At 48.8% G+C, this 11,918-nt stretch carries 9 protein-coding genes; 1 reads left to right on the forward strand and 8 read right to left on the reverse strand.

Annotation, left to right across the window (positions count from 1 at the left end):
* Positions 1 to 7: 7 nt before the first annotated feature.
* Positions 8 to 2,218: a glycoside hydrolase family 97 protein gene (locus NBH14_RS03650; protein WP_186958758.1), complete on the reverse strand. Its 2,211-nt coding sequence runs from the start codon at positions 2,216 to 2,218 to the stop codon at positions 8 to 10.
* A 16-nt stretch (positions 2,219 to 2,234) separates the two neighbouring features.
* Positions 2,235 to 4,091 carry a glycoside hydrolase family 13 protein gene (locus NBH14_RS03655; protein ID WP_186958757.1) on the reverse strand — a complete coding sequence of 619 codons (1,857 nt, stop codon included), beginning with the start codon at positions 4,089 to 4,091 and terminating at the stop codon, positions 2,235 to 2,237.
* Between the two features lie 206 nt (positions 4,092 to 4,297).
* Here NBH14_RS03655 and susR point away from each other — a divergent pair, with 206 nt between their 5' ends.
* The gene (susR, locus tag NBH14_RS03660; RefSeq protein ID WP_186958756.1) at positions 4,298 to 5,890 is read left to right on the forward strand and encodes a SusR family glycan utilization regulator; all 1,593 of its coding nucleotides are present in this window, start codon (positions 4,298 to 4,300) and stop codon (positions 5,888 to 5,890) included.
* A gap of 12 nt (positions 5,891 to 5,902) precedes the next feature.
* Here susR and NBH14_RS03665 read toward each other — a convergent pair whose 3' ends face one another.
* The 6 genes from NBH14_RS03665 to NBH14_RS03690 form a co-directional block, all read right to left on the reverse strand.
* Positions 5,903 to 7,060, reverse strand: a complete 1,158-nt coding sequence (locus tag NBH14_RS03665) for a DUF3575 domain-containing protein (protein ID WP_186958755.1) — start codon at positions 7,058 to 7,060, stop codon at positions 5,903 to 5,905.
* Between the two features lie 34 nt (positions 7,061 to 7,094).
* On the reverse strand, positions 7,095 to 7,916 hold the full coding sequence (locus NBH14_RS03670) for a hypothetical protein (protein ID WP_186958754.1): 822 nt from the start codon (positions 7,914 to 7,916) through the stop codon (positions 7,095 to 7,097).
* 80 nt (positions 7,917 to 7,996) lie between these two features.
* Positions 7,997 to 8,278: an HU family DNA-binding protein gene (locus NBH14_RS03675; protein ID WP_186958753.1), complete on the reverse strand. Its 282-nt coding sequence runs from the start codon at positions 8,276 to 8,278 to the stop codon at positions 7,997 to 7,999.
* A 59-nt stretch (positions 8,279 to 8,337) separates the two neighbouring features.
* Positions 8,338 to 10,926: a leucine-rich repeat protein gene (locus NBH14_RS03680; RefSeq protein ID WP_186958752.1), complete on the reverse strand. Its 2,589-nt coding sequence runs from the start codon at positions 10,924 to 10,926 to the stop codon at positions 8,338 to 8,340.
* A 3-nt stretch (positions 10,927 to 10,929) separates the two neighbouring features.
* Complete coding sequence (locus tag NBH14_RS03685) at positions 10,930 to 11,208, reverse strand: HU family DNA-binding protein (RefSeq protein ID WP_186958751.1); 279 nt, start codon at positions 11,206 to 11,208, stop codon at positions 10,930 to 10,932.
* Positions 11,209 to 11,268: 60 nt separating this feature from the next.
* A complete protein-coding gene (locus NBH14_RS03690; RefSeq protein WP_250817137.1) occupies positions 11,269 to 11,913 on the reverse strand; it encodes an Lcl domain-containing protein in 645 nt (214 codons plus the stop codon).
* Between the last annotated feature and the right edge of the window lie 5 nt (positions 11,914 to 11,918).

Consider the following 11,918-nt stretch of genomic DNA (forward strand, 5'->3'; position numbering starts at 1 on the left):
TTTTACCTTATAGATTTTTTAACCCTTTTATTTCTTTCGGGTCGCTCACTTCCTGAATGCTGATGGCAAAGCCGCCGCCACTGGCTGCGTTCAAATTCAATTTGCTTTTGCTTGTCAACACACCTTTCTTTATAGTATATGCCTGCGGATTATTTTTCCAGTCGGCATCTTTTGCATCGGCATAAACTACGGCCACATATTTCTTTCCCGGATCGAGGAAGTCGAAAGAAAGACGGGATTCGTGTCCGTTCTCATCGGCCGTACAGCCAACGAACCAGTTACCTGTTCCTTTTGCTTTGCGGGCAATCGTGATATAGTCGCCCGGCTCTGCTTCCAGATAAAGAGATTTGTCCCAATCGAGAGCAACGTCTTTAATAAACTGGAAGGCATCGGCATATTGTTCGTAATGTTCGGGAACATCGGCTGCCATCTGGAGTGGGCTATACATCGTTACATAAAGTGCCAACTGGCGTGCCAATGTAGAACGAACCTGTGAAGTGTTCGACGGATTCATCGCGCTGCAATGTGTTTCGAAGATACCCGGCGTATAATCCATCGGGCCACCGATCAGACGAGTGAAAGGAAGAATCGTTGTATGGTCGACATTGTTACCACCAAATGATTCATATTCTGTTCCGCGAGCCGATTCGTTACCGATCAGGTTCGGATAGGTACGGCACAGGCCGGTCGGACGTGTTGCTTCGTGAGCATTTACCATGATCTTGTAGTCGGCTGCTTTCTTTACGGCATACAGATAATGGTTACACATCCACTGTCCGTAATGATGTTCACCGCGAGGAATGATATCGCCTACGTAACCGCTCTTTACACTGGTATAGCCGTTGTTTACCATAAACTGATAGGCTTGATCCATATGACGTTCGTAATTACGGACGGAAGCGGATGTTTCGTGGTGCATCATCATCTTGATACCTTTGCTTGCTGCATAACGATGGATTTCCTGTACATCGAAGTCCGGATAGGGAGTAACAAAGTCGAATACATAATCTTTACTCTTGCCGAACCAGTCTTCCCAACCTTCGTTCCAACCTTCCACCAGGACGGCATCGAAACCGTTGGCGGCAGCAAAGTCGATATACCGTTTTACGTTCGTTGTATTGGCAGAGTGACGGCCGTTAGGTTTTGTTTTTGAATAATCGGTTTCACCTAATTTGACACTGCTCAATTCGTCGGTATAAGCCCATGTTCCTTTGTTGGTAATCATATCCCACCATACACCGATATATTTAGTCGGCTTGATCCAGGATACATCGTCCAGCTTACACGGTTCGTTTAGGTTCAAGGTGATGCGTGAAGCCAGGATATTACGGGCATCATCACTTACGATAACCGTTCTCCACGGTGACTGGCAAGGTGTCTGCATATATCCTTTATCGCCTTTTGCATCCGGTGTCAACCAGGACTCGAACGTCATCGTTTTATCATCCAGATTCAGATGCATGCAGGAATAATCAACTAAAGCGGCCTCATGCAGGTTGATATACAAACCGTCATCCGATTTCATCATTAACGGAGTCTGCACGCCGGTCTGTGAAAAAGGTGTTTGTGATGAGTTGGGAGTAACAGCTTCTTTCATCAAACCACGGATCTCGCTCAGGCGAGAGGTCATGGTACTGTATTCCTGTGTATCGTAATCGCCCGGTAACCAGAATGTCTTATGGTCGCCTGCCATAGCGAACTGAGACTTTTCTTCCTTGATCACGAAGTAGTTCAACTCTTTCTGTTGCGGGAATTCATAACGGAAACCCAGTCCGTCATTGAACAGGCGGAAACGAACCACGATAGAACGGTCGTTGGAAGGTTGTTCCAAGGTAACTGCCAGTTCGTTGTAGTTGTTCCGGATTTCTTTTTCTTCGCCCCAGACCGGTTGCCAGGTTTCATTGAAGCTGGAAGTACGGGTGTCCTTTATCCGGAAACCGTCATACAGATTCGTTTTCTTATCCAGTGCATCCACGTCCTTGCGTTGCTTGAACTCAAAGTCGACGGCGGCATCCGCATCTTCTTTCTTCAATTCCAAGCCCAAATGGCTGGGTTTGATCACTTCTTTCTGTTTATAACTCAGGTCATAAACCGGTGAGCCCTTTTCATCCAACCGGAAATTCATTTCCAGGTTTCCGTCAGGCGACAATAATTGCTGTGCATAACTGATCGCGCTGCATCCGAGCAGGGCGATCCATATTAATACTTTACTTCTCATGGTGTTATTATATGATTTAATTAACTTTTCCGAATTCAAGGATCAGTACGCCTTTACCTTTCAGCGGTAAAGAGGTCTGCAAATCGATCTGCCGGTCGTTCAACAGGTCGTAAGCCCGACGGGCGGGAAGAACTTCCTGATAAGGAGCCAGGTCGACCGTCCGGTCGGCATCAGAACCGTTCAGGAAAACAACAACGGAATGATTTCCGTACTTACGTTCGTAAACGTATACTTCATTCTGCGTAATAAAATGTTTGAACGAACCTTTGGCTATCGCATCATTGCCTTTTCGCCAGTTGAGTAGCTTACTTATATATGTATAGGCTTCGTTCTGCTGAGGGGTGCGACCGGCCGGAGTAAATGCGCTTTGCTTGTCACCTGCCCATCCACCCGGGAAGTCACGACGCAGAACACCATCGCCTTCGGCTTTATCGGCAGCCATCAGTATTTCAGTGCCATAATAAATCTGCGGGATACCACGAACGGTCAGCAGGAAAGCCAAAGCCTGTTTGTAGCGGTTCAGGTCGCCTGTGGGCGGTAATTTATAGAAACGGGAAGTATCGTGGTTGTCAAGGAACACCAACAGATTCATCGGGTCGGCATACACGATATCCTGTGTCAGGTAATCATAGATACGTGCCAGTCCCCTATCCCAGCTATTCGTCTCTTCATCGAATGCCGACGACATGATATTCATCAAAGGGAAATCCATTACCGAAGGCAGGTAAGAGTTCCGGGGATAAGCCACTTTGCTGTCCTTCTGCCAGAAAGAGACACCTACATTATTTCCGATCCACGTCTCTCCTACGATATTAAAATCAGGATATTCAGCATTGACAGCCCTGCACCAGCGTGCCATCATATCGAAATCGGCATACGGATGCGTGTCTTGTCGGATACCGTTGATCCCGGCATATTCAATCCACCAGATACTGTTCTGGATCAGGTAAGAGGCCACGTGCCGGTTGCGTTGATTCAGGTCGGGCATCGACTGGGTGAACCAGCCGTCTATATTTTTCACTTTGTCGTAATCAGAACGGTAGGTGTCGGCCTGCGGCATCGTCTGGTAACCGGTCTGCACGAAATTATCCTGGAAGTTGAACCAGTTATCAGACGGCTTATCGGTAAAGAAGAAATGTTCGCTTCCGCAGTGGTTAAAGATCATATCCATTACGATCTTCAAACCTTTATCATGGGCGGCACTAACCAGTTGGCGAAACTCTTCATTATCACCGAAGCGAGGATCGACTTCATAATAATCCGTAATGGCATACCCGTGATAGGAACCTTCGGCCATATCGTTCTTCAGGATAGGATTCAGCCAGATGGCGGTAACGCCCAGGTCGGAAAAATAATCCAGATGATCGGCTATCCCTTTCAGGTCACCTCCGTGGCGGGCATACATATCCGTACGATCCACTTTCGACTCGCGCATTCCCGGAACGACATCATTCTTCGGATCACCATTGGCGAAACGGTCGGGCATAATCAGGTATAAAACGTCTGAAGCATGGAAACCTTCCCGGGCAGACGAGTCCTTCTCGCGCCCTTTTATCTGATAAGGGATGATTGTTTGTTCCCCGTTCTTTGTCAGTTGAATGTCGAATTGCTGCGGAGCAGTTTCCGACAGATCCAGATAAAGCAGTAAGTAATTCGGATTTTGTAGCTTCACGATCTCTTTCACGCGAATATCGGAAGCTGTTATCGATACACTATCGGTTGCGATATCCGTACCATATAATAGGATTTGCAGTTCGGGATTCTTCATTCCCGACCACCAGAAAGCAGGTTCCACTTTCTGTATTTTTACGCCTGACAAAACAGGCAGGCAAAAGCCAAGACATAATACAAAGGTTACAATTATCTTTTTCATGGAATGATTTGTTGGTGAACGATGCAAATGTAGCGGGAAGGACTACCGGGAAAACGCTTTAGAAAAAAAATCAAAACGCATAAAACATCTTTTCACCTGTAATACAATACCATAGCATATTTCAACCAGGCAAAAAATCAAAACGTATTAGAAGGTATTTCAAATGTATTTCACTATCTTTGCGCTAGATGAATCAAATCAACAACATGAAAAACACGATATATTCTCTTTTTCTACTCCTTTTGTCGATATTGCCGGCACATGCATCCGGCGATGAGCCGACGATCAAATCCCTGCTCAAAGAGCTGGATCGTACTATCGCAATGAAAGCCGACTTTCACAAACAGCGGGAACACGAGATAGACAGTATCCGGAAACTGGCACATACCACTTCTTCGCCGGAGGAAAAATATCACCTGTACAGTTCCCTGTACGGAATCTACCTACATTACCAGGCCGACTCGGCTTTGCATTATCTGGAAAAAAGGAAAGCACTCCTTCCGTCCCTCCAAAATCCACAGTACGAGAACGATTTATGGATCGCAAGAGCCGAAGTGCTGGGAATCATGGGACTTTACAATGAGGTGGCCGCACAACTGGAACAGGTACGCCGGGATCAACTAGACAACCAGACCCTGCTTTACTATTATTATACCTGTCGTACTTACTATGGTTGGATAGCAGACTACACCCGTACCGACGAACGGCACAAGTATATCGAGAAAACGAATGCCTACCGCGACTCCATCTTATCCCTCACACCTAATCAGCTCGACCACAGTGTGGTACTGGCCGACAAAATGATCGTAGACGGACAAGCGGATAAAGCAATCGAACTGATAAATAAAGAGTTGGAAGGTTTGGACAACCAGGAGTCACTGGTCTATCTGTTATATAACCTGTCGCAGGCTTATGCCCAAAAAGGCGACACCGAAAAACAAATCTATTACCTGGCCCAAACCGCCATAGCCGACCTGAAAGAAGCTAAACGTGAATATATATCCCTGCAAAAACTGGCCTTGCTGATGTTTGAAAAGGGAGATATCGAACGGGCCTACAAATACCTGAGTTGCTCGATGGAAGATGCCGTTGCCTGTAATGCCCGTCTCCGTTCTGTAGAAGTAACAGAGTTTTTCCCGATCGTGGATAAAGTGTATAAACTGAAAATCGAGAAAGAGAAACAGATATCGCGCACGTTACTGATTAGTGTGAGCTTTTTATCTTTCTTATTATTGGTAACGATCATCTACCTGTACCGGCAGATGAAGAAACTGTCCCTCATGCGAAAAGCAGTCAGTGCCTCCAATGAGCAGTTACAGGAAATCAATAAAGAGTTGAGCCAAGCCAGTAAAATAAAGGAAGAGTACATTGCCCTTTACCTGAACCAATGTGTCATTTATCTGGACAAACTGGATACGTATCGCCGTTCGCTGGCAAAGCTGGCTATGGCCTCCAAACTGGATGACTTATTCAAAACAATCAAGTCCGAACAATTCATACGCGATGAACGGAAGAATTTCTACAATGAGTTCGATAAATCGTTCCTGAAGCTATTCCCCCATTTCATCAAATCGTTTAACGCCCTGATGACGGAAGAAGGAAAACTAAGCCCTAAATCCGGTGAAATATTATCCACCGAGTTACGCATCTTCGCCCTGATCCGCCTGGGAATCAGCGACAGCAGCAATATCGCCCATTTCCTGGGTTATTCGCTGGCTACCGTTTATTCGTACCGCAGCAAAGTAAGAAGCAAAGCGCTCGACAAAGAACAGTTTGAAGAGCTAGTTGCTTTGCTTTAAGTTTGAAATGATTTAAAACCTATACCCCACCGACAAATTCACCCCCTGCAGAGTAAAGCTGTTAAGGGCATAGGTTGCCAGTTTCCGGGTGCCGCTGCCGGGTGTTAATTCGTAGACATCGACGGTATCGCTACGATAACCCGCCTGCAGCCCTGCTTCGACAAAGAAACCCCGCCAAACCGGTTGAAGCCAACCTACAGAGATCCCGCCACCATAGAACAAACCGGTACTGTTGTCCTCCAACTTCTCTTTTATACGCACATTAAAAGTCCCATACTGCCCGTACACCCCGGCATACAGCCCACGGAAACGATTGTCGCCCCACAACCACCAGCGCGGTTCTACCTCCAGGCAAGTCATGCTGAACAGATTATACTGATCCCCTTTATTGTAAGGCGTTGCATAAGCAAACGACACCTGCGCAGAGAAACGATCCATAAAATACACCTCTACCGCCGCATTTACCACTGGCGAATACATCGCCCCGTCCGGCAACAGTCCGGCAAACAGCAGCGCATTCGTCTTTATCCCCAGCCCGACAGATCCCAGGAGGAAACGGTTGGCTGGTGCGGTTGTTTTCTCAGGTACAGACTTCAGTGCAGGTTTCGACGCTGGTTCCGGTACAGGTTCAGCCACAGTCTTCACCTTCTTCGTTCGGGCTTGCTCCGTTGCAGCCTTCTGTTTGACGGATGGCTTCATATCCTTTTCGGAAGACTTTGAAACAACCGGCTGTTTTTGGGTTACGACCGACTGTTTTTGGGCTACGACCGGATGTTTCCACAATTCCACGATCACGCGGTTATCCAAGTCGGTACGGGCATCGACATCGAGTTCGAACAGGTCCGGATCATCCAGGCAGCAACTCCCCGTCAGATACTCCTGCAGAAAGGTTGCTTGACTCATCGCCAGCTCGCGGGCGGCGGGATCGTAGCGTTTTGACACACTCTGAAGCGCCGTCAATGAGACGGTATATTCGCCCGTTGCCAGTTGGTGGCGGCAGTCCGACAGCAGCACCGTCAGCTCTTCCAGGTTATTGGCTGTTTGAAGCCGCTGGTGGTTAATACGTTCCGTTCCTTTGATAAAATGGATGGTGTAGCTCTGTCCGGCAGCTGTGACGGCCAACAAACAGAGTATGGCCAGCAGGCCGGAAAATCGTGTACGTTGTTTCATTTCCGAATGTTATTTGATTGATTGTTGTTTCTTTTCATTGTTTCGCCAGGCTTTTCGCCATTTGGCAGGCCCGCTGCAGCGATGTAGGTTCAGTGGCATCTATCCCGTAGTCGGACGGACGGGGCAGTTCCAGCTCGATACCTGACGGAAGCGTATCCAACGACGACAATACTCTTATATTCCGATCGTAGATATAGACCCAAAACACTTCGCTGCCGTAGTAAAGCCGCGCCAGTGATCGCAAGGTCATTTCCGGGCGTGTAATGATATGGGTCGGAATACTCGTCACCGTCTTCTTACGAACGGGCTGCACAGCTGTTTTGACAGTCCTTGCCGCTGTCGGACGGGGGGCTATCGGACGGGGGGATGCCGGACTAACAATGGCGGGTACTGTTGCAGGTACAACAGCAGGTACAGACGTCGAAGGATATTCGGTTTGCGTCGGATATTCGTTGGTGTCATCGGTGTTGTCCGTGTCGTCTACATTGTTTGTGTCATCCATATTGTCCGTGTTATCTGTCTCGTCCATATTGTCCATGTTATCCGTGTAGTCCGTGTAGTCCATGTAGTCCGCATCATCCGTGCTGCTCATGCTATCCGATACGTCATCGGCTATCCAGATGCTGCTATCCTCTTCGGCAGGCATAGCAGGCATGGGGTACTGGAAGGCAGTTTCTGCCGGTACAGACTGTTTTATACTCACCTCAAACAACCACAGGATGACAACCGGAAACAACAGGCAGGCACACAGCAGCACACCGCCTAAGATCCTTACTATCCGTCGCTCTTTCCGGATATCACTCAGTTCCTTGTTTACTTTCCGGATGATATCCGGATTACTATTTTCTTCCCCCATCTTTTCAGTCTATTTTGTTATTAATCTTTTTATTTCGGGTTTAATTGTTGTCAGCAGTGAGCTATCTAAAGCCACATCACCTAACCCCGTTTATTGAGAGCATCCAACAACAGTTTTCCGGGACGGAATTTGACACTGGTACGGGCCTGGATGGTGACGGCTTTACCGGTGTTAGGGTTACGGGCCCGGCGGGAAGTCTGATGCCAGGGTTTTAAGACACCGAAACCTTGCAGGTTGATGGAGTTTTCATTTGCCAGTTGTTCCGTGAATACCTCCATAAACATATTCAGTAACCCTTTTGCTTCTGTCATTGTACAACCCCGCGCCTTTCGTATGGCGCAAGACAATTCATACTTATTCATAGTCTATTCCTTTATCTGTATATATCCTTTTCTTCATGCAAATTATTAGAATTCAATCGTTATCTGATATCCTCGATCGTCCATACGATACTACCTCCTGTCAACGGTGTTGCCTGCATCCATGACGAATTTTTTTTGTAGACTTCTATTGATTGAGGATATATCTTTAGTGTGCGCTGGCTTGTATTAACCTCTACTCCACCGAATGTTTCCGCCGGATAGTCGGCATCCAGCATCGGCGGCACCGTACGACGGCAGGTCACGGTCGACAGCTTGCGGCAATTATACAAAGCCCTTCGCCCTATCTCCGCCAGTGTAGCAGGCAGATCAACTTCCGTAAAGCCCGTATCTTCAAAGGCGCTGACAGCGATAAGCGCTACCCCCTGAGGAACCGTCAGCTTACCGGAGACAGATGACAGACTCTCTTTGAATACCTCCGCACCGATCACCGTCAAACGGCTGGCCGACAGATCCAGGCCCTCCAGCGCCGCACACCTCATAAAGGCACGCTCACCCAACTCTCTGAGTGACCCCGGCAGCGCCAGCGTTCCCGTCAGGTTCTTACAATTATAAAAAGCCTCCGCACCGATCGTTATCAGCGACGTAGGTAAGGTCAGCGCACCCGCCAGATTATAACATTCGCTGAAAGCCCCTTCGCCAATCTCTGTGAGATTCATCGGCAATACTAGTTGTGTGAGCGTATTACATGCCCGGAAGGCATCCTTACCAATCGTCCGCAGAGCGGGAACACTCGACAAATTCAGAGAACTCGACTCGCTCTCGGTAAAGGCACCGGCAAAGGCACGATCACCGATCGACTGCAGACTGGAAGGGAAAAGACTGTTTATCTTCAAGCCGGAACACCCCTCGAAAGCCCGGTCGCCGACGGCGGTCAGCATCGGTCTATCGGCTAACACAAGCTCCTGCAGGCGGCTACCGGCAAACGCTGCGTTCCCTATCGACTTCAGTCCCTCGGGCAACACTATCTTCAGCAGTGTCCGGTTTCCTTTGAACGCTTCTTCCGGCATATTCATAAGAGCAACACCGGCCAGATTTATATCCTCGATCGCCAGCGTCGCATTGCGCAACGTATTGATATCATCCGCATTGATCCCATTCCCGGCGACCAGACGGATATGTTTATATCGCTCTTTCCTGGAAAAATCGATGAACGAAGCCAATGTTCCCGGCGTCTCCAATTCGATATAGGCCCCTTCCGTACCGCTCTGGTTGATCCGGATTTCCACCGGCCCCTTATCCTCGGGTGTCAGGTGGATCACGGCACTGCGTTTGCCGTCCGCTCCATTGTCTTCCAGGCGGAAATGAAGTTTTCCGGCGCTGGAATAAATATCTTTTACCCACCCCGAAGGCTCATTGGCATCATAATCGACCGTTGCCCGGAAAGCGCCCAGGTTCACCGGGATGGTTTCTATCACCACTCCCACCTCCGGCAGGTTATACAGCCGCGGGATACGCTCCGTGTCCGTCACTCTGGCAGCCGCCTGTGTAATGGTGACGGTCGCTTCGACAGGGATGTCGCTCTGCAAACGCAGGGTGATCACGGCCGTACGCGGTTCCGGTCGCGTGTTCTCTTCTACTTTGAACCGCAATGTGCCGCCCAATTGTATGCCAGTCGACCCACTCAGCCAGAGAGCATCCTCCGGCAACACTACTTCAAACGGTCCACTAGCAGTCACCGGGATATCGAACATTTCACCCGCCACGGCAGCTTCATACGACTTTATTCCGGGAAGAAGCACATTCTCCCGCCCCCGCTGTACCAGCGTAAAGGTATCAGTCAGCAGGATACCCGTGCTATTATCCCTTATCACCAGGCGTGCCTTGCGCGACTCCGTCTTCGTATTCGGTTGAAGCGACAACTGTAGACGTTCCTCCGCCGGCATTGCTTTGCTACCGGACGGCAGGCTGATCCATGGTGCATAATCGATCACACGCAGACCGTTCAACACTGTATTCTTCATCAACGCCAGTTCATACCGCGTATTGGCAGCATCCACCGTATCGCGACTGATTACGAAATACAGGGCTCCGCGTCCCCCCTGCGTCACCGTCACCTCCGAAGAGAGCGAGCCATTACTGACGGTTACTTTCGCGGTACGTGTATCGTAGGTTTTATTCTCTTCATACACCAGCACCAGCGTCTCTTCCTCCATTGACTTCAGCGCGGAAGGTTGTAGCCATTCGGCATCGCTCGTGACTTCATAGTCCGTCACATTGGTGGTAAGGGTGAACTCTACGGAGCCTGCGGACCAGGGCACCACGGCCGAGTTGCGGTCCAGTCCCAGCGCATCCCGCTGTGCCTGCGACACTTTGATCGTACTGATCTTATGGCCCACCTGTATATCCACCTGTGCCGTTCGTGCCGTCGTTGTGGTATTGGCAGCTGCCGTCAGCGTCAGTTCGTAGGTGCCCGCTCCGCCTTTATCCGGCGATACGGTCAGCCAGCCACCCGACGACACAGCGGTCCAGGCATGGCTTGCCTTGACCTCCACTGTCTGCGTACCGCTGACCTGCGTAAATGACAGATTCTCCTTCCCCGCTTCGATCTGTGCAAATTTAGGTAACTCCTCCTGACACCCTGCCAGCGACAAGGCAGTCAAAAGGATCGTTATTAGCTGTTTTATCATGTTTCATTTCCGATTTATTGTTGCGAAAAGATCTTTACCGGGTTTAAAGCGAACTGTGGTGCGCTCGTCGAGCATGACCGGGGCACCCGTTTTAGGGTTACGCACCGGGCGGGCAAATTGCTTGCGGGGATAAAAACGTCCGAAACGTAAAAATAGAATTTCTTCTTCACGTGCCAGTACTTCAGTGGTAAGTGCAAAAAAGTCATCTACAAATCTGCGTACTTCCGTAACCGGACGGCCCGTACGCACTGCTAACTCGGTAATAAATGTTCCCTTATTCATAAATATTCTGTTTTATTAGTTGCTGATTATTTATTTGCTTATTCTATATAATCGTTGAGATTAATAGTCTCTTACACATCTGTATTTGTAAGTGGAGGTCTTCCTCGAAGCCGTTGATTCCGGTGCCGTTTCTGTGAAATCCAGAGACCAGGCATCACCGGCATCCATCTCTGTTGCACTCCAATACTGGTCCGACAATGCTCCAGCCGGATAAATCGTATTAATCCCTTCCCTGAATAACCACATAAGCATCATCTCCCGTTGAGTGGGAAGCCGCCAGCCGGAAGGGAATTCAGTCGTTGTGTAGTCGGCACATCCGGTTGTCGCTCCTACTCCGTCGGGAGTAAGATTACTATTCGCTGATGTATTAAGACCCATGGCTGCCGCCCAAGTGGACGTTGCACCACTACCACCATCTGCCGGAGCAATGATAAAGCGAAAGGGGACTTTGTCATTTACATTTATATTACTTCCGATTGCATCCAACGAAGTATGGCGTATGGTGCTACCGTTTACCGACAGTTCCATTCCCAGGGGCCAGATGGCACTTTCGGGCATACCTGTGGAGTAGAATACCGCATAAGTGCTTCCAAGATTAGAAGCGTTAGTCCCTTTCAACTGCTCTTTTTTTAATTGCTGGCCGAAAGTGACCGAAGCCGGAAGCAGACATAAAACGATGGCTGTTATAAATAATTTATTTATCATATGTG

The organism is Parabacteroides caecihominis (assembly GCF_023656785.1).
Classification (GTDB): Bacteria; Bacteroidota; Bacteroidia; order Bacteroidales; family Tannerellaceae; genus Parabacteroides; species Parabacteroides segnis.

Bases quoted from the DNA above. Each gene is read 5' to 3' on its own strand.
- susR (WP_186958756.1), top strand. From the start codon at position 4,298: ATGAAAAACACGATATATTCTCTTTTTCTACTCCTTTTGTCGATATTG.
- NBH14_RS03675 (WP_186958753.1), bottom strand. From the start codon at position 8,278: ATGAATAAGTATGAATTGTCTTGCGCCATACGAAAGGCGCGGGGTTGT.
- NBH14_RS03680 (WP_186958752.1), bottom strand. From the start codon at position 10,926: ATGATAAAACAGCTAATAACGATCCTTTTGACTGCCTTGTCGCTGGCA.
- NBH14_RS03685 (WP_186958751.1), bottom strand. From the start codon at position 11,208: ATGAATAAGGGAACATTTATTACCGAGTTAGCAGTGCGTACGGGCCGT.
- NBH14_RS03690 (WP_250817137.1), bottom strand. From the start codon at position 11,913: ATGATAAATAAATTATTTATAACAGCCATCGTTTTATGTCTGCTTCCG.
- NBH14_RS03655 (WP_186958757.1), bottom strand. From the start codon at position 4,091: ATGAAAAAGATAATTGTAACCTTTGTATTATGTCTTGGCTTTTGCCTG.
- NBH14_RS03650 (WP_186958758.1), bottom strand. From the start codon at position 2,218: ATGAGAAGTAAAGTATTAATATGGATCGCCCTGCTCGGATGCAGCGCG.
- NBH14_RS03670 (WP_186958754.1), bottom strand. From the start codon at position 7,916: ATGGGGGAAGAAAATAGTAATCCGGATATCATCCGGAAAGTAAACAAG.
- NBH14_RS03665 (WP_186958755.1), bottom strand. From the start codon at position 7,060: ATGAAACAACGTACACGATTTTCCGGCCTGCTGGCCATACTCTGTTTG.